An 18,917-nucleotide genomic window follows, 5' to 3' on the forward strand; every position below is an offset into this window, starting at 1 on the left:
GGTGGGCGCATGCAGGCCCGAAGCAGCAGTCTGCTGGCAGGAATGTTACGCGTCTGTACGCGAACGAACGTTCAGCCTCAGACTGCGCCGGGAGGCGCCGACGCCGCCCTGCGCCGCATGGCCCGTGTGGCGCGCGCAGTGGTCGAGCGCCTGGCGCAAGGTCGTATCGACATTGCGCAGCGACATGTCATGCCGCTCGGCCACCTCCTGGCGGGTCAGCTCGTCCACGCGCAGCGCTTCGAGCACTTGCTGGTGGCGCCGCGGCAGCAGCGCGACGGCCTGCGCCAGCCGGCGCACATCGGCATGCAGTTCGGCCAGGCGTTCCGGCCCCGCCGCCGTATCGGCCAGGAAATCGACGAGGACGGCGGCGCCAGCGCCAGCTCCACCGCCATCGCCCTCGTCCGCATACAGCCAGGCGCGGTTGCGGCGCAGGCTGTCCATGGCCGCATTGCAGGCCACGCGGAACACATAGGCAACGGGGCTGTGCGCCAGCGCCGCGCCGCCCCATGCCGTCCACGCGCCCAGACGCAGCCAGGCGTCATGCAGGCTGTCGCTGGCCAGTTCGGCGCAACCCAGGTGGCGCGTCAGGCGCCGGTGCAAGCCCGCATAATTGCTTTCCAGCACCGCTTGCAGCTGGGCGCCCTGCCCTGGCACCGCCGCCACGTCGTTGGCCGCCTGCAAACGGGGCCGGATGGCGGGCCGGTACCTGGCCATGCCTGCAGGCCCCATGGCACCGGCCATGCGCAAGCGCAAGGGTTCGGCCAGGCGGGCCATCATGGCGACAACCTGCTGCGCTCTTGCGCCGTCAGCTGGCGCGTGGCCGATTCCGGCAATGGTCCCAGGCCCAGCACTCGCACGGCGCTGCGCGGGTTGTAATCGGCCGCCTCGATGCGCGCGCCCTCCTGCGGCGCCGCTTGCGCGCTGTCGGGCGGTGCGTCATTGCCAAAGCCCAGCACGCGCACCGTGAACACCGATGGCTGCGCCGAACGGGTGGCGGCGCGCTCGCGCTGCACCACGTCCTGCGCCGCCGCGGTCGCCTGCGTGGCGGCCGCGCTGGCGTTGCTCATGGCGGCCACGTTGACGGACGCCACCGTCGGCATGCCCTTGGCTTCGCCCTTGACCTGGATATTCGCCGCGTTCATCACCGTCAGCGCGGCCAGGTTGACGTTGCCCGAGACGCGGATGCCCGCCTCGCCCGCGTCGATGGTGCCCAGCGGAGCCAGCAAGTCCACGTCGCCGGCCGGCACTTCGGCGATCGGCGCCAGGGTGGCGATGCCGGCGCCCGTGCTGGGCACGTCGGACGACAGGGTCACATTGCCCCAGTTGTCATACACACGCTTGGGCGGCGTGTAGACGATGGTCGACTTCGAACCACGCCCTGCATTGATGTCGCCCTGCGACGACCAGCCCAGGATATCGCCGCCAAACGTCGTCATGACGCGGCTCTGGCCCAGCAGGATGCTGCCGTGCGAGAACAGCTCGATATTCCCGCCGCCCTTGGTCATGACGCCCGAGGTCGATGGCGGCGCTTCGCCTTCGATGCCGAACACCTGCTTGCCACCCGGCGTCAGCAGTTGAATGTCGCCGCCGAAGTTGGTGTGCACGTAGCCGCTGCGGGGAACGATGCGGTCGTTTCTTCCAGAGCTCGGGTTGTAAAGACCAAACGTGCCGCGGTACATGACGATGTCGCCCGCATAGGCAATTGCCTTGCCGCTGGCGTCCGTGGCCGGCGCCAGGCCCGCGATGGCGTTGCGACTGCGCAAAAAGCTGCCATAGCGCGAACTGTCCCGGTCGTTGTACTCGCGCCCGCCCGCCTTCAGTTCGGCGAAATACACGTCGCGGGCAAACACGCGCTGCTGCGGCTCGGGCAAGGCCAGATAGAAGGCTTGCGCTTCGGCGGGCGTGCCCTTGAAGCCGTAGCGCTCGACTAGCCAGGTCACCAATTCGGTTTCGTACGATTTCACCACCTTGCCGGCCTGCTCAGCCAGCGGCACGCCCGTCTTTGCCACGTTGGCCGGGTCCAGGTAGGGCTTGACGAAGCGCAGGTAATCGAGACCGGCCGCGCCCACGCCTGCCTGCATTGCGATGCTGGCGCCCGCACGCTTGTCGCCCTGTACGACGGGGCCGAGGCTGACGACGCTGCCCTTGTCCTGCATCAATATGTTGCGTCCCGCGCTGATGTCCAGCGTGCCAGGGCCGGCCACGTTGAAGGCGCTGTTCAGGATATCGCGCCCGGCCGACACCACCGACACGTCATATGCATTGTTGTGCACGAACAGGTTGCTGATATTGGCGAAGCGCATGTCGCTGTTGCTGGCATTGCCCTCAATGGCTTCCAGCTGCGCCGTGCCGCTGCCGACGATATCGCGTCCCGCCTTCATCCACACGGGTTGGCCACCCTCATACCAGGTGATGCCCGCATGCCTGGCGTCCAAAAATTCGAGGATGCGGCCGCTGTTCACGCCCACCAGGTCGCCCGTGACGGCATAGATACGGGCCACCTGCGTGCCGCTGTTGGCGGGGCCGGCCGAGGAATTGGGGCCGAAGGCAAACAGCGGGAAGTTCCATTTCGTTGCCGGCCCCCCCGTGCTTGAGACATTGCTAGCCAGGGGACTGCTCGCGTAAGGATTGATATCCCAGCCCGTGAAGCCAGGCTTGAACGGCGTCGCGATGCTGTCGGCGGCAGCGCCGGACTGGCTGATGGCATAGCCGCCCGCATAAATGGAATCACTGGCCAGCCATTGCAACTGGGCATAGCCCGACGGTGCCACCACCAGGGGGGCATCATATTCGCGGATGGCATTCGGGCTGCCAACCGCCTTGCCATAGTACAAACTGCCATGCGCGGCCGCGGCCCGCACGATGGAGGGATAGACGATCGCCAGGTCGGTGGCCGTGCCGACCGGCGCCGTCAGCGGCGTCATGTTGCCGCCGGCGGAGAACAGGTCGAGCGCCGTGCGCGGCGTCCACAGGCTGAACCAGCTGTAGCCGTAGCCCTGCTCGCCCGACGCGCCGGTGAACGGCGAGGCATTGAACAGGGTCACGCGGCCGGGGTCGGCCACATCCTGCACTACCTGGTCGCCCAGCGTCGCCACGCTGAACGTGGCATCGCCCGGCACCAGGGTCATGGCGCCCCGGGGCGTTGCGCGCGTGGCGCGGAAGACGTCGAAGGCCCGCGTTTCCAGCGGCGCGTGATCGATGGCTTGCGCACCATATTGCAGCGCCACGCTGCCCAGCTGCGTGGCCAACGTTTCCGCGTGGCCACGCAAGTCGACCAGCGCGCCATTCATGTGGCCGCCACCAGCCTTGCCGGCGGGATTGAGGGCGCCGCCCACGCGCAGGTCCAGGTCGCCGCCGCCCGTCAGCAGCAGGCTGCCGTCGGCCTGCACGCGGCCCGTGCCGCCGACAGCCAGCAGCAAGCCCTGCGAACGGGGATTGATGCTGGCGTTATACGTATTGCCAGTCAGCGGCGCCAGCACGCCAGCGTCGCCCGCCACCTCGGCGCGCACATTGCCGCCGCCCAGGGTGCCGAAACCCGTAAAGCCCAGCACCGTATCGGCCAGGGTGGCGCGGCCCACATAGCTGCCGAAATTGATCCACCACGCCGTCGGCTGCGCCGGGCCGCCCGTGGCCACGCCACCGCTGCCCTGGCGCCACAGCCAGTTGCCCACTGCCACCGAGTCAGCCATGCCATCGTTGCTGACGGGACGCTGATTGCTGGCGCTAGCCGCGTCGATCAGCGAGCCGCTCAAGTCGCCCGCCACCTGCAGCAGCAGGTTGCCACCGTGGTCCGGATACCATGCGCGGTAAATGTTCTCGGCACCGCCGTCGACCAGGCGTTCATGCGCGCCATCGGGGTTGGCCAGCACCGTGCCGTCGGCATTGCGTGAGCGTGGCAGGTTGAACGGGTCGCCTGCGGAGGTCGGCGTAGACGACATGCCGGCCGTGTACACGCCATACAGGCTGTCCATGCGCAAGTCGCCGCCGCTGACGAGGTCCAGGTCGCCCGTGCCCGTGCGCAGCACGCTGTAGCGCAGGCTGGACGGCTTGTAATTGTAGCTGGGGCTGGAGGTGCCGCACCAGGTGGGATTTTCCTCGCACAGAGTCGGCCAGCCCAGTCCGGCAAGGTCGACCACGTCGCCAGCCTTTACGCTCGGGTCGGCGAATTCTTCCGCGCCGACCCTGGTCCACACATAGGCCAACTTCAGCACGCACAGGGTTGCGTCGTTGGCGCAGAATTCCGCGACAGTCTGGCCGAACTGGCTGGTGAATTCCTCGGTGATGGGCTCGCCCGCCACGATGCCGGGGATGTTCTCCCGCTCGCCCAGTTCCTGCGCTTCCTTGGTCCAGTACTGTACGCCCTTCGGCGGCACCAGCACGCCATACATGCCGTAATGGCTGTCGGCCAGGCGCAGCGTGCCGTGGGCGGGATGCGCCTGCACGCCGCGCGTGTCGGCCGCATCGAGGTCGGCGCCGGCCACCAGGCGCATGCCCCATGCTTGCGAGCCTTCTGCCAGCATGGGCGCGATGGCCCACAGCTTGCCCTGGCTGCCCGCCACTTCCGGACGCAGCTGGATCGACTCCACATTGTGCAGCAGCTTGACGTCGGTGCCGGACGGTATCAGCGCACCCACGGCCAGCGCCAGGTTGCCATTGAGTGCGAAGACCGAGAGTTCGCCCGCCACGCCAGGCAGCGGCACGCCCTTGGGCCAGGTCAAGGCGCCCACTTTCACCGTTTGCTTGAGCACGCTGCCCGCATCGAGGCGCATGCCGGCGTCCAAGGTTTGCGCCGTGGCCAGCAGGCTGCCGGCCGCATGGACGATATTGCCGGCGCTGTCGCGCACGGCGGCCGCCAGCACCGTGCCGGCCGGCAATGTCGTGGCCTCGTCCAGGGTCACTGCCACGGGCAGGCGCGTATTCGCGCTCAGATGGAAGCCTTTGAGGGGCAGGTCGTAATTGAGCGCGATACCGCCCGGGAACAGCGTGCCATCGGCAACAGTCACGCCCTTGCCCGGCACGATGACGTCACTGCCATTGATATCGCGTCCCGGCAGCAGTACCCAGCCGCCGTCGTCCTTGGTGGCCGGTGGCGGCGCGAAGCCGTCATTGATGCTGCCGTAGATACTCAGGTCGCCGCCGGCGCGCAGCAGCAGGCTGCCCACCTCGCCCGAACCGCGCGCATTTGTTACTTGAAAGCGCGGATTCAGGCTGGCGTAGCGCATGCCTGACAAGTCCAGGTCGCCCCGCACCACCAGGTCGCCATCGGGCGTCTTGCTGACGATATCGACGCCGGGACGCAGATGCAACGCATCGGCATACGCGGCCGTGTTCAAGCCAGCCAGTTTAATATTGCGCAAGTTCGTATTGGCCAGCGCCGCGTCGATGAAGGCCGTGCTGTCCGCATGCTTGCTGTCAAGATATGCCTGGTTGATCACCTGGTACGGCCGTCCGCTGGCCGACAGGTCCGTGGCGTAAGCCGCGTCGTCATAGCGCTGCATGGCGTTGACGGCGATCGATTTCGCCCCGCGCACGGTAAAACCGCCGCCGGCCGCAATGGCAACGTCGCCAAACGTGGCCGCATCAGCGTCCGTGCGGGAACCGCCGCTGCCCAGGCGCGGCGCGTTCAGTTCCAGCGTGCCGCGCGCGGCGCCGTCGTGTTCTCCCTTGCCCTTCCCAAGCACGGCCGCCGTGCCGTGGCGCAGGTCAATCTGCGCACCGCCGGCCAGGTCCAACAGGCCTTCGCCCGAATTCAGTTCCACCGTGGCGCGATTCGGGCTGTCGATGATCTTGCCATAGCTGTCGACGCGCAAGAGCGTGCCATGCGCGTCGAGCACGGCGTTGCCGGCCAGGGTCAGGCCATGCTTGCCGGCCAGGCGGATGCTGCCCACCCGCTCGCCGCTGGCATCAATGGTGCCGGCGACGGTGAGGCGGCCATTGTCGACGGCCACCTGCACGTCGCCGGCCTTGATTTCGTTACCTATCGTCAAGTTGCCCTGTTTCAGCTGGAAGCTGCGTCCACCCGTCACGCCGCCTTCCGTCAGGCGCGTGTTCAGCGACGCGAACTGGCTGTCCAGGGTACCGCCCGCGCCCAGGGTTTGCGCGCGCACGTCCACGCTGCCCTTCTTGTACGACACCACGGTGCCGCCCGCGTCATAGCTGCCGCTGGCGCCGCCGAGGATCTTGCCCTGCAGATCCACCATGCCGGCCGCGCCATCGAGCGCCACGGCCTTCAGGCTGCCGGCGCGGTTGTTCTCGGCCGACAGGTCGATCAGGCTGCCGCCAGCTGCGCGGATATCGCCGGCGCGGCTGTCCAGGGTCACGTCGCCGCCCCAGCTGTATTTATCCACGTCAAAGAAGGTGCTCTTGCGGCCCGCCATGTCGATGCGCGCGCCGTCGGCCAGGCTGATGTCGTGCTGCGCGCTGATCGTCAACTTGCCGCTTGGCAACACCACGGCCGTTGCCACGCTCACGCTGTCGCCGTTCAGCGCCAGCTGCGCGCCCAGCGCCGCGTTATTCTTGACGGGAGCCGCTGGCGCCGTACTGGCCGGCGCCGCCACCTTCAGCGCGCCACCCGCCGTGTAGCTGTGCGCGGAACCGGCGTCGCCCGTCAGCAGCGGCGTGCTGATATTGAGGTTGCCGCCGCTGTACTGGTAGCCCTTGCCCGTTTCATAGGCGCCTTGCGCCTGATAGACGGACAGGCTGCCCTTGTGGTTGGCCGTGACCTGGCCCGACGCTTTCAGGTTGACGTTGGCAAAACCCAGCGCCAGGCGGTCGAACGACGCGACGCCGGCCGGCTGCGTGAACGGGCCGAAGCCGAAATCGATGCGCTCCGCTTCCAGGTTCAAGGTGCCGCTGCCCGTGCCGGCGCCGTGCGTAATCACATTGCCGGCCGGCGACAGGGCGCCGCCCCAGATCAGGTTGGCCGTGCGGATGGTGGCCACCGTGCCGGCCTCACCCTGGCCATACATGGCCGGCGTGGTCAGCACCAGGCGTTCCAGCGTCGATTTGCCGCTGGTCTTGTCGTAGGTATCGAGCACCACGTCGCCGTAGAAATTGACGCCGTCCGCCGCGCTCAGCATCAGCGCCTGCAGCGCCGGTGCACCCGTGCTGGTATCGCCGCGCAGCAGGCGGTCCAGCACGCCCTGGTTCATGGCCAGGCCGCTGGAACGCGTGCCGCTGGCCTGGGCAGCCGCCAGCGCCTCGCTGCTGCCCATGTTGATGGCGCCCACGGACAGGCTCAGGTTGCGCGTCCCGTAGCGGGCCGAGTCGTCCAGCTGGAAACTGCCATTGGTAGACATCAGCAAGGTGCCTTCCGAGTACAGGCTCGCTGTACTGGTGCCGGCGCAAGCGTCATCGCACGCGCCGATGCGGATGCCACCACGCGCCGAACCGCTGACCGGCGCCACATTCATCAATCCGTTCGAGGCGGCCAGCACGTGCATGTCCGGGCGGGTCTTGTAGATGAAGCCGTCGTTGGCGTCATACGCGGCCTTGCCGCGTCCCAGGGTGCTGATGCCCGCGCCAGGCGCGATATCGATCAAGCCATCGCCCAATTCGTAATTGCCCGGGTCCTGGGCCACCAGGAATACCTCGGGCGCCGACAGGACGGCGCCCGCGCGCAGGTAGATGGCACGCGCCGAACTGACGCCGAAGTTCACGTAATTGCCGCCCTGGCCATACGCCACCGTGGGCGTGTTGCCCACCACAATGCGGGCCGCGCCGATATTATTCAGGCTCGAGGCGCGCACGCTGACCTGCCCGGCGCCGCTGGTGGCTGGCGCGCCATCGGCGAGGATTTCAATCTCGCCGTTGGAGGTATTGCTCGACATCAGTATCACGGTGCCGCCATAGCCGCCCTCGGCCGCGCCGAACTTGCCGGTACCCTTGAACTGGAATGTATCCAGGCCGCCGCTTTCCGCCAGGGTCAGCTTGAGCGTCTTGGCATCGGATGGCAGCTGCGCGCGGGGAATGCCGCGCGTTTGCGCATCGGCCAGGGCGAAGGCGGCATAGCCTGTTTCGTTGTACTGGGAGTAGGTGCGCAAGACCTTGGCCGGCGTGAGTATCAGCTGGCTGGCCAGCGGCGCGCGGATGTCCGTGCCGGCGATCGACAGGGTGCCGGGCGCGGCCCAGGAACCGTTGCGCAGCTGCTGCGCCAGGGGGCCTGCGCTGCCCTGGCCCGCCAGGCCGTTCAGTTCCACGCGGAAGGCGCCCGGCAGCAAGGCATAGGTCGAGGGCATCAGGGTGTAGGTGCCGGCGGGCAAGCCCGGCACGCCATTGCCTATCGTCACCTGCCGGCCCACGGCCGCATCGGATGCCGCCTTGTCTCCGCCCGAAGGCGATTGCGGCGCCTGCACGCCCGGCACGATGGCGTACACAGGGTTGGTCGCCAGGCCCGGCAAGACAAAACCACCATTCGCGCCCACCTGCATCAGCGGATGATAGCGCGCATCGGTGGAGCCGCCGCGGCCGGCGATGAAACCGGCACCCGTCAATTCGCCGCCGCCGGACAGGTCGAGCAGCGCGCCCGGCCGCACGTCCACGGCCACGCCGGCCATTTCCACGCCGACGCGGAAGCCACCTTGCGCACTGAAGCCGCCCACGCCCAGGAGGGAGGTCAACTTGCCGTCGACGTTCCAGTTCTGGCCATCGACGGTACCGCCGTACGGCATGACCAGGCCGGCACCGCTGACGGAGGTGATACTGTTGGCCAGCAGATTGACCGTCAGGCTCTTGTCATTGTTATAGCCGGCCGCGCCGATCGACAGGCGGCCCAGCGGTGCGCGCACCACGCCACCCTGCTCGATATGCGCAGCGCCCAACTCCAGCGAGCCGAAGGCGGAATACGGCATGGCCGGCACGCTGTCGGTCGTGCGTGCAATGGTCAGGCGGTGCGCGGGGTCATAGCCAAACTTACGGTCGATCAAGCCATAACCGGCGCGCACGGCGGCGCCAGCGCCCGTTTCAGGATACAGCTGGGCCGCACTGAGTGTCACGTCGCCCGGCGAGGAGAGCACTGTCGTGGGCTGGTTGCCATCCCAGCCCAGCGGGGACAGCAGGAAGCGCAGGTCACCGCGGCTGCTCAGGCGCACGTCGTCGGCGACGATATTGACCATGCCGCGCACGTCGATCAGGTCGCCCGCCATGCTGACCTGCCGGGCGACCGGCGATTCTCCCGCACTGCCTGGCGTGACATAGAAATCGCGCCCGGCAGGCTTGATGCTGGCCAGGCGCACATACGGCGCCGCCACGCTGACCTTCGCGCCGGGCGCACTGCCGGGCGACAGCATAGGCGCACCGTAGAGCTGGAAGCTTTGCTGCATCTTCAGCGACACGTCGCCATCGAAGGAGGCGGCACCGAGCAAGGCCAGGTTGGCGAAACCGCCCGCGTCCACCTGCTCCACGGAGAAGCGGCCATGGCCATATTGCAGCTTCTGCGCCGCTTCCCGTGCACTGACGCCATCGGCCAGGTCGCTGGCGACCTGTTGCTGCGTCAACCTCAACTGACGCCCCTGCAGCACCCTGGTCGTGGCCAGGGCATTCTTGTATTCGGGCGTGCCAGTGGCCACGGACAGGGTGCCGCCCGCCGCGCCCGCGCCGCCCGCCCTGGCCAGCAGCTGGCCATCGAGGTACAAGCCATTGTTTGACGCCAGCGCGATGCTGCCGCCCGCGCTGGCCACGTCGACCGCCGCGCCGTCCACGTCCAGCACGGCGTGCGCGCCGGAAGCGTCGAGCAAGGCGCCGTCGCGCACGACGACAAACAGGCTGGCCGCCGAAGTACTGCCCTGCGCATGGTCGATCTCGCCGCCGATGACGATGCTGCCGCCATCGACCACCTTGCCGTAGCGCCGGCCCTGCACGTCGGTGGCCGTGACGGCGCGCGACGCCACGTCGAGCACGGCGTTCTCGCCGATCCAGATGGAACGGCCATGGCCGGTCGCTTCCACCGCCTCGGACACATTCACGTCGACGTCCACGCCGCCCAGGCTGATCTTGCCGCCCCAGGCGTTCAGGCGCCCTTCCACCGTCAGCTGGCCCACGCTGGACAGTTTGATGGCCTGGCCCGCATCGACATTCACCACGGCATTCTTGCCAATCAGCAATTGAGCGCTGGCCATATCGGCCGCGCCGGACTCGACATCGCCCACCTGCAGGGCCAGGCTGGCGCCCTTGCGCTGCGTCAAGGTGCCCTTCAATGCGTTTTGCGTGTATTGCTCTGGCGTCCACAGGGCCAGTTTTTCATTGTCCACCACGCGCAGCACGGGCATGCGCACGTCGACCTGCGTGCCGTCCGCTACCGTCAAGCCCTGCTTGCCGAGCAGGCTGTAGCTGGAAAAACCCTTGTCGAAGAAGTCAGCACCCAGCTGCAGGGTGCCTTTCTGTGCGGTATCGGCCTGGCCGACCAGTATCTTGTTCGCCTGCAATTCCAGCTTGCCACCGCCCGCCACGCCGTGGCCGCGCACTTGCGCGCCTTCGCCCAGCAGCAAATCGGCCTGCGCGCCATAGCAGGCCAGGGTCACATTGCCGCCCTTGCCGCCCTGCTGTTTCGCCTGCGACAGGATGGCTGCGCCCGAGCTGACGTCGATCAGGCTGCCATTGCCGATGCGCACGTCGCCGTTGGCCCGCAAGGACACATTGCCGCCATTCATATATGGCAAGCCGGCGGCGGCCAGCGGGTCGCGCAGCACATTGGCCAGCAAGCCGCTGGTGTCCAGGGTCACGCCATCGGCCAGCACCAGCTTGCCTGCGGGTCCGCCCGGAATGACGAAGGTATCGAGCATGCCCAGCGCGCCGATCTGGCTCAGCACATTGCCGGCCGCAATGCTGCCGCCATGGCTGCGCAGGCTGGCATTGATGGCCACGTCCTTGCCGTACAGGGTAATATTGCCGCCGTCGGCCACCTGCAGCGCGCTGTCGACGGTGATCGATCCTTTCGCCGCGAGGCGGATGGCGCCCAGTTGTTGGCTATTGAGCAAGCTGGTATCGAGCAGCAGCTTGCCCTGGCGCTCAGATGCCAGTACACCTGTCACGTCGAGGCCGGCGGCGATGCCGTCCTGCACGCGCGTCAGGCGCACTTCGTCCATGACAGCCGACAGCACATGCTGCAGCACGCCCGTGCGCTTGTCAAACATGGGCTGATACTGGCCGACGATCAGCTGGCCCCGCTGCGCGGCGGCCAGCTGCGACTGCTGGTAGCCGTCGAGCAGGGCCTGCGGCGCCTGCGTCTGGCGCTCACCCTGGAAGACGTCGCCCGCAATCCCCCCCTCCAGTACGGCCGACCCGGTGGCGATCACCAGCTTGCCCGCGTCGCGGCCCGCCGTGTAGCCGTTTTCCAGGCGTTTTTGCGCGGCGATCAAGGGATTGGCGTAAAACGCGCTAGCGTCCTTGCCCCAGCGCGCGTGTTCTTCCTCGTAACCCTTGTACACGCCCGCATACGCCAGGTCGGCGGGCGCGCTGCTCGCCTCGTACAGCTTGCCGTCCGCGCCTTTCAGCCAGGTCTGGCGCAGCGCGCCCGTCTGCACGTCCAGGGTGCCGCCCGACAGGTTGATGCCGGAACCGGCCTGCGTGACGACATCCTTGCCGCTGAAGCTGACCGTGCCGCCCTGCGCCATCCATTCGCTGACGGAATGGCCCTGCGTGCCCAGGTAGCCGGCCACTTCCAGCAAGCCGCCCGCCGTGTACCAGCGGTCGCTGTCATAGCCGTTCGTGCCTTTCGGTACCAACACCAGCTTGCGGCGGTCGACCCAGATATTGTTGTTGGTCAAGGCCTTGCCATCGCGGTTGACGGGCGCGTCGCGCTGCTCGTTGCCCTGCACATTGATTTCGACATTGTTTGCCGCCATGGCCACCTTGACGCCCACGGCGCCGGAGACGTCGAGCTGGGCACCATCGCGCACGAGGCTGCGGCTGGCGGCATTGACGGCGATCTGGCCGCCCGTGGCCAGGGTCAGCGAATCGCCGAGAAATTCCACCGTGCCGGCGCTGTCGATCTCGATGCGCGACTGATCGCGACGGTCGTTCACGGCGAGGATATTTTCCGTGGACGTCACGACCGGGCCGCGCATGGCGTCGCGCTGGCTATCGAGCGCCGTGGTCTTGCCGTCGTCCTCGACCAGGACGGCCGTGGTGGCGCCACGTCCCAGGGTGATGGCCGCGTCGCTGCCCAGGGCATTGAGGTGGATAGTGCCGCGCGCGGCCGTCGTGGTGGAAGCGAGCAGCGCGCCGTCCTGCCGCACCGTGCGACCGGCCAGGGTGATGTCGCCTTCGCGCGCCTGGATCAGGCCCGTATTGACGACCTTGCCCGCCGTGCTGCCGGCCGCGAACTGCGGCGTGACTTCGCTGCCGCGCGTGGTCGACAGCGGATTGCCATCCGTGCCCACGCCTTTTTTAATGTTAAAGCTGTCGCCGGCGGCCAGCAGGGCCTGCCCCTTCGGCGTGCTGATTTCGCCCGCATTGTGCACTTCCTTGCCCAACAGCATCACGTAACCGCCGCCTTCCGTGCTGCCCTTGGGCGCATTGCTGGCCAGGCGCGCCCCCGCCTGCACCTGCACCTTGCCGGCCGCATCGGTCAACGTCGTGGCGCCGGCCGTGCCGGGGCTGTAGATGCCATCCTTCTTGAATTGCGCGTCGCCGATGCGGGCCGCGGCCGCCACCAGGCTGCGCGTATCGACCTGGCTCGTGCCGGTAAACACAATGCCGTTGCGGTTGACCAGCAGCACCGTGCCGTCAGCCTTGATCTGGCCCTGGATCTGGCTGGGACGCGCTTGCGGATCGTTGACCCGGTTCAATACGGCCCAGTCCTTCTGCTGCTGGAAGGTCAGGGTCGTGTCCTTGCCCACATTGAATGTTTCCCAGTTCAGGATGGCCTTGTCCGCCGTCTGCTGCACCACCACGGCCGTCTTGCCGTTCGCTACTGTCTGCACGGGCGCCTGGGCATTGAGCCAGCCGGCCGTCAGGCTGTTGGTGTCGACCTGCAAGCCGCCTTGCACGAGACCATCGGGTGCGCCGGGCACGCCGGCGGCGGCCTGGCGCGCCTGCGTCTGGGCCGCTTGCTGCGCGGCGATGGCGCGCGCGGCCAGGTTCAGGTTGTTGAGCGAGCGCTGCAACTGCTGATTTGCCTGCTGTTGCTGGCCCTCGGGGCGGCTGCCCAGCGGCAGCGGCTGGCCATTCGGCAAGCGCCCCGATGTCGATGCCGTGTTTTGCGCCGCGCCCTTGGCCGCGAACCAGCCGCCGCTGAACGCCTGCTGCGCGCGCGCCGGCGTGGTGAAGGCGCCCGCCATCAGCATGGTGGTCAGTGCGTAAGCGAGCGGCGTGAGCCGCAAGCGGCTGCCCAGCGTGGAGGACCGCTGCGCGCCCGTGTCAGTGTTTGGGACTGGGCGCTGGGCAGTGTGAAGCTTGGTCATGGCAATGGTTTCCTGGCTAGAGAGTAGGGAACGGAGCCTGGCGGTGGCGCAGGCGTCCATGCCTCCATGACGTAGCTCGATGCCGGAAGGGATAATGGTTTTTGAAAAATATTTTTAAATATTTTTAAATAAGCCAGCCAAAGGGAAACACGGGATCAGCTGAGCAGCACAATGCCGCCTGGCAGGCTGGTCATTTGCGCGCCGTACAGGTCGCGTATCATCGCCAGCGCGCCATCGGTTTGCCCAATGGAAAAACGCATGCGCACCAGGCGGCGGCCCAGTTCGGCATTGCGCAGCAGCACCCGGCCGGGCCGGTAGCGGTTGATTTCATCGACCACGTCGGCCAGCGGCTTGCCGACAAACGACAGCGCACCCGTGCGCCAGGCGCTGGCCTCGCCCTTTGGTGCGGCCGTGGCCGTCTGCACGCCCCGCTCGTCATACACCAGTTGCTGCCCGGCATCAAGGGTCAGGCGCCGCTGTTGCCAGACGACTTCCACGGCGCCCGCCAGGCAGGTGACGCAAACGGCGTCGTCCGTGTGGCGCACATTGAAGCGGGCCGACTGCGCCAGCATGCGCCCCGCTCCCGCCAGCACCGTGACGGGCTGGCGCGCGCCGCTGGCGAGGATTTCCGCCTCGCCGCCCAGCAGTTCGATCGACTCGGGCGCCCGCACATCGATGCGCGTCTGCGTATTCATCTGCACCGTCATCTGCTGCGACAGGGCCACTTGCCGCTGCTCGCCCGTGCCCGTGCGGTAGTCGGCGGCGAACTCCTGCAGCGATGGCCAGGCGCCCAGCGGCGGGCGCAAGGCCAGCACGGCCACGCCGGCGGCCAGCGCGCCGCCGAGAAAGGCGCGCCGCCCGGGGCGCAGCGGAAACGCCAGCACGTTCGCCCGCTGTGGCGCGGCGGCGGCGCGGGTCAATGCAGGATCGAGCGCCTGCCACAGCTGTTGCAGTTCACGCCAGGCGCGCGCATGCCCGGGGCTGCGCGCGCACCAGGCGCGCAAGGCGTTGGCGTCGGCCTGCGTAAAATCGTCGGCACGCAGCCGCGCCCACCAGGCAGCGGCTTGCTGGCCGATGGCAGCATCGCTGTCGGCACTATTGGAAGGGTCGCGTGGGTCGCGGTCAGGAGCAGTCATCAGATTCATCAGTATTTACGGCGGCCCGACACATCGCTGCGCTGGGCGGCATCGGCGTCGGCCATGCACGTTTTACAGTGTTGCATGGCGGCCTGCAATTCTTTTTTCACCATCGCCACGGAAATGCCAAAGCGCTCGGCAATGTCCGCATTGAGCATGCCGTCGATGCGCGCCGCCGTCAGGATGGCGCGGCGGCGCGGCGACAAGCCCGCCAGCGCCGCATCGAGCGCCTGCACGTCGAGCCGCGCCGAAACGATGCGCGCCGGGTCGCTGATATCGTCGCCGGCCTCGTCGGCCATGTGCATCAGCTCTTCGCGTTCGCGCTCGGTGACGATGATGCGGTCGCGGCGATAGGCATCAGTGGCGATATTGGCCGCCATGCGCAGCAGATAGGCGTCGGGGTTATGGACGGGCGCGGCGGCAGGGCCAGGCGCCACCATCGCTTCGAGGCGCAGCCAGGTTTCCTGCAGCGCATCGGCCGCATTGTGCTTGCAGCCGACCACCCTTTCGAGGCGCCAGCGCAGTACGGCGTAGCGCGAGCTGAGGTGGCGTTTCAGCTTGGTGCTCAGGTCGGGCATGCTCATGGCGCGTTTCTACCCGGCGCGCCGGGGGCGCAATCGACTTCGCTGCCCGGGCCTTGCGGCAGCAGCAGGATGGAAACGGGCTGCGGCATCGAAGGCAGCGGTGCCGTACCCACGCGCATGCCCAGCACCACGCGCGCGATGGCCGTGTCACGTGCGCGCAGCCCCGTGCTGTCGAGCAGGTGCACGCGGTCCACCACGCCGGCGCGGTTCAGATACAGTTGCAGCGCCAGCCGATAGCCGCCGGGACGCGTCTGCGCCGCGCGGCACAGCAGCCCCAGCAGCACGTGCTGCAAGCGGCTCACATAGGCGGCATGGTCGCCGCCGCCCTGCGTGGCGCCGGGAATATCGGCGGCGGCCACCACGGCGGCCGGCGGCAAGTCCGCCACAGCTGCAGTTGCCGCGCCGGCCGGGGCATACACGATGACGGCTTGCGCGTCGGACAGGCGCGATTGCAGGCCCGTGCCTTCCAGCAAGACTTGCAGGGCCGCGCCAGCCGCATGCGCGCCGCGCACGGCGGCCGACTGGCGCTGCGCGTAGCGCTGGTCCATCAGCACGGCGATGCCCGTGCGGCGGCTGTACAGGTCGAGCGCATCGCCAAGGTTTTGCGCGGCGATATCGAACTGCAGCACGGGGCCGTCGGCCGGTTGCGCCCGCACGGGTCCCAGCGCGGTCAGGAAACCCAGCAGTACCAGGTATCCCGCCAGCGCAAGCACATGCACGGATGCCGGGCTGCCTGTCATATCGCTATCGTGTCGCTATCGTGTGAGGGTGGAACTGCGTGAAATCGGGGCATTGTCAAGTAACAATTCTTGCGTCAACTGCAATAGCCTACACAGCAAACATGACGGCTTCGTGACATGCTTGTCATGCATATATTTCGCCAGGCGGGACGTCTGCTGCGGCGGCTATTTCGGCTACACTGGCTGTCACTTTCCCTTTCAAACGCCTGATGATCGAAAAGAATCTGCCCGAGCTGGTCATGCTGAAGCGCCTCATCGACGAGGGCGGCAGCCACCTGGAAGTGGCCGCGCCCTGCAGCATCGCCATGGATGGGCGCGAGTTTCCCGTGTACACGATTGCCCTGGGCAATCCGAGTCCCGACGTGCCCGTGCTGGGCTTTTTCGGCGGCATCCACGGCCTTGAACGCATCGGCACGCAAGTGCTGCTCTCCTTTTTGGAAAGCCTGATCGCGCGCCTGCGCTGGGATGCCACCCTGCATCAGCAGCTGGAAAGCATGCGCCTCGTCTTCATGCCGCTGGTCAATCCGGGCGGCATGTGGCAAGCCACGCGCTGCAATCCGCAGGGCGTAGACCTGATGCGCAACGCGCCGCTGAGCGCGCGCGAAAAAGTGCCGTTCATGCTGGGCGGACAGCGCTACAGCGCCCGCCTGCCCTGGTACCGGGGGGCGGCGGATGGCACGATGGAGCTGGAAAGCCGGGCCGTGTGCGACTTCGTCGAGCGCGAATTGCTGTCGCGCCAGTTCAGCATTGCCCTCGATTGCCATTCCGGCTTCGGCTTGCGCGACCGCATCTGGTTCCCCCACGCCCACACCAAGGTGCCGATCGAACACCTGGCCGAGATCGGCGCTCTGGAAGAGCTGTTCAGCCAGAGCTACCCGAACCACAACTATGTGTTCGAGCCGCAAAGCCGGCAATACCGCACGCATGGCGACCTGTGGGACTATCTGTACCTGAACGGCACCAGCTACAACGGGCGCGTGTTCCTGCCCCTGACCCTGGAAATGGGCTCGTGGCTATGGGTCAAGAAAAACCCGCGCCAGCTGTTCAACCGGGTCAGCATCTTCAATCCCACGGCCGCGCACCGCCTGCAACGCGTGCTGCGCCGGCACCTGGTGTGGTTCGATTTCCTCATGCGCGCCGCCAGCAGCCACGGCCGCTGGATGCCGGAAGGCTTGCTGCGCAAGGCGCAGCGCCGGCGCGCCCTGGAGCAATGGTACGAATCATGACGCCGCCCACCTGGATTTTATTGCGTGGCCTGATGCGCGAACAGCGCCACTGGGGAACCTTCCCCGCCAGCCTGGCGCGCGCCCTGCCCGGCGCCCATATCGTCACGCCTGACTTGCCCGGCAACGGCACGCGCCACGAGGAGGACAGCGCGACCCGCGTGGCCGCCATGGTGGAAAGCTGCCGCGCAGACTTGCTGGCGCGCGGCATCGCTGCACCGTACCACCTGCTGGCCCTGTCGCTGGGCGGCATGGTGGCCGTCGAATGGGCAAGTCGCTACCCGCAGGAAATCGCCCGCTGCGTACTGATCAACACCAGCATGCGGCCGTTCAATCCGTTTTACCGGCGCCTGCGCTGGCAAAACTACGGCGCCCTGCTGCGCCAGCTGCTGCTGGGCGATGCACGCAGCCAGGAAGCGCTGATCTTGCGCCTGACCAGCCGCCGCCATGCGGGCGGCAACCCGGCGCTGCTGGCCGACTGGCTCAGTTTTCAGCAGGAATACCCGGTGAGCCGGCGCAACGCGCTGCGCCAGCTGCTGTCGGCCGCCCGCTACCGCGCGCCTGCCAGCCGCCCCGCCATGCCCGTGCTGGTGATGGCCGGCGCGAAAGACCAACTGGTCGAGCACCGCTGCTCGCAGCAACTGGCGCGCGCCTGGCAGGCCGATTGCCTGATCCACCGCGACGCGGGCCACGACCTGCCGCTCGACGAAGGGGAATGGGTGGCGCAATCGGTGGCGCGCTGGCTGGGGGTGGCAGCGGCAGAGCACGACAAGACAGACACGACACAATCAATATGCCAATAGCAAACCTGACAGATAAACTGACAGCGCTGGTAGAAGCCGGCGTGCACGAACACATCTTCCCGGGCGCGGCCTGGGCCGTGGGCAGCGTCCACCACAGCGTGGCGGGCGCGGCCGGGCGGCTCACGCCCGAGCCAGGCAGTGCGGCGATGCAGGTCGACACCCTGTTCGACATCGCCTCGCTGACCAAGATCATCAGCGTCTGGTCGCTGACGGGCTGGCTGGTGAAGCAGAAACGTCTGCGCCTCGACAGCCGCCTGGCCGACGTGCTGCCCGGCACCCAGGGTTATGCGCTGGCACCCGTCACGATTTTCCAGCTGCTCACCCATACGGCCGGCTTGCCGCTGCGTGCCCGCCTGCGCGCCAGCTATGGCGAGGTGTACGACGATATCGTGCGCGGCGTGCTGCGCGAGCCGCTGGAAGGCATACCGGGCCAGGCTGTCGACTACACGGACCGTGCGGCCCTGATACTCGGCCTGGTCATCGAGCGGCTGCTGGGCATGCCACTGGACCATGTGCTTGAAGAACACATTTTGCGACCACTGGGCATGGCCGCCACGGGCTACGGCCCGCTGGCGCCAGGGCACGACCAACTGGTCGCACCAACCGAATACTGCGAGCAGGCGGGCGCGCACCTTGCTGGCGTGACGCATGATTTCTCGACCCGGCTGCTGGGCGGCGTGTGCGGCATCTCCGGGCTGTTTTCCAACGTGCCCGACCTGCAGCGCTTCCTGCAGGCGATGCTGGCGCAGCACGGCGATGTGCTTGACGCCAGCTGGGTACAAGCTTCGCTGACGGTGCAGACTGGTGCCCTGACTCCATCGCGCGGCCTGTTCTGGCACCCGGCCGCAGGCACGGAGCCGAACGATGACGTCTGGTGCCACCAAGGCTTCACCGGCACGGCGCTGTGGCTCAGCCCCCGGCGCGGCCGCCATGCGGTGCTGCTGACAAACAAGCTGTACTACACGCGCGATTTCGCCAGGATCAACGCGCTGCGGGGCGACTTCATGCGCTGCGCCTTCGGTCTCTGAGGC

At 67.6% G+C, this 18,917-nt stretch carries 8 protein-coding genes; 3 read left to right on the forward strand and 5 right to left on the reverse strand.

Translation table 11 applies throughout. From position 1 onward, the window contains the following. Positions 1-45 precede the first annotated feature (45 nt). From O0882_RS11975 to O0882_RS11995, 5 genes are all read right to left on the reverse strand, one after another. A complete protein-coding gene (locus O0882_RS11975) occupies positions 46-777 on the reverse strand; it encodes a sigma-70 family RNA polymerase sigma factor (RefSeq protein WP_289948171.1) in 732 nt (243 codons plus the stop codon). Then, a complete protein-coding gene (locus tag O0882_RS11980; protein WP_289948173.1) occupies positions 774-13,400 on the reverse strand; it encodes a filamentous haemagglutinin family protein in 12,627 nt (4,208 codons plus the stop codon). The genes O0882_RS11975 and O0882_RS11980 overlap by 4 nt, the downstream gene beginning before the upstream one ends. Before the next feature lie 155 nt (positions 13,401-13,555). Continuing rightward, positions 13,556-14,536 carry a FecR domain-containing protein gene (locus O0882_RS11985; RefSeq protein WP_289948175.1) on the reverse strand — a complete coding sequence of 327 codons (981 nt, stop codon included), beginning with the start codon at positions 14,534-14,536 and terminating at the stop codon, positions 13,556-13,558. An 8-nt stretch (positions 14,537-14,544) separates the two neighbouring features. Next, on the reverse strand, positions 14,545-15,120 hold the full coding sequence (locus O0882_RS11990; RefSeq protein ID WP_289948176.1) for an RNA polymerase sigma factor: 576 nt from the start codon (positions 15,118-15,120) through the stop codon (positions 14,545-14,547). After that, complete coding sequence (locus tag O0882_RS11995; RefSeq protein WP_289948178.1) at positions 15,117-15,860, reverse strand: hypothetical protein; 744 nt, start codon at positions 15,858-15,860, stop codon at positions 15,117-15,119. The genes O0882_RS11990 and O0882_RS11995 overlap by 4 nt, the downstream gene beginning before the upstream one ends. Before the next feature lie 209 nt (positions 15,861-16,069). Between O0882_RS11995 and O0882_RS12000 the strand changes: the two genes are divergently transcribed. The 3 genes from O0882_RS12000 to O0882_RS12010 are packed head-to-tail and all read left to right on the forward strand — an operon-like array spanning position 16,070 to position 18,914. After that, positions 16,070-17,086, forward strand: coding sequence for a M14 family zinc carboxypeptidase (locus O0882_RS12000; RefSeq protein WP_289948180.1), 1,017 nt, complete (start codon positions 16,070-16,072; stop codon positions 17,084-17,086). Then, positions 17,083-17,886, forward strand: a complete 804-nt coding sequence (locus O0882_RS12005) for an alpha/beta hydrolase (protein WP_289948182.1) — start codon at positions 17,083-17,085, stop codon at positions 17,884-17,886. The genes O0882_RS12000 and O0882_RS12005 overlap by 4 nt, the downstream gene beginning before the upstream one ends. Beyond that, positions 17,877-18,914 (forward strand): serine hydrolase domain-containing protein, encoded by a 1,038-nt coding sequence (locus tag O0882_RS12010; RefSeq protein WP_289948184.1) that lies wholly within the window; start codon positions 17,877-17,879, stop codon positions 18,912-18,914. Before O0882_RS12005 ends, O0882_RS12010 begins: the two co-directional genes overlap by 10 nt. Positions 18,915-18,917: the final 3 nt, after the last annotated feature.

It is taken from the genome of Janthinobacterium sp. SUN073, assembly GCF_030397665.1.
In the GTDB taxonomy this organism is placed as follows: domain Bacteria; phylum Pseudomonadota; class Gammaproteobacteria; order Burkholderiales; family Burkholderiaceae_D; genus Janthinobacterium.

What these genes read in the sequence shown, in the direction of transcription:
- O0882_RS12005 (WP_289948182.1), top strand. Translation starts at nt 17,083, where the DNA reads ATGACGCCGCCCACCTGGATTTTATTGCGTGGCCTGATGCGCGAACAG.
- O0882_RS11985 (WP_289948175.1), bottom strand. Translation starts at nt 14,536, where the DNA reads ATGACTGCTCCTGACCGCGACCCACGCGACCCTTCCAATAGTGCCGAC.
- O0882_RS11990 (WP_289948176.1), bottom strand. Translation starts at nt 15,120, where the DNA reads ATGAGCATGCCCGACCTGAGCACCAAGCTGAAACGCCACCTCAGCTCG.
- O0882_RS12000 (WP_289948180.1), top strand. Translation starts at nt 16,070, where the DNA reads ATGATCGAAAAGAATCTGCCCGAGCTGGTCATGCTGAAGCGCCTCATC.
- O0882_RS11975 (WP_289948171.1), bottom strand. Translation starts at nt 777, where the DNA reads ATGATGGCCCGCCTGGCCGAACCCTTGCGCTTGCGCATGGCCGGTGCC.
- O0882_RS12010 (WP_289948184.1), top strand. Translation starts at nt 17,877, where the DNA reads ATGCCAATAGCAAACCTGACAGATAAACTGACAGCGCTGGTAGAAGCC.
- O0882_RS11995 (WP_289948178.1), bottom strand. Translation starts at nt 15,860, where the DNA reads ATGACAGGCAGCCCGGCATCCGTGCATGTGCTTGCGCTGGCGGGATAC.
- O0882_RS11980 (WP_289948173.1), bottom strand. Translation starts at nt 13,400, where the DNA reads ATGACCAAGCTTCACACTGCCCAGCGCCCAGTCCCAAACACTGACACG.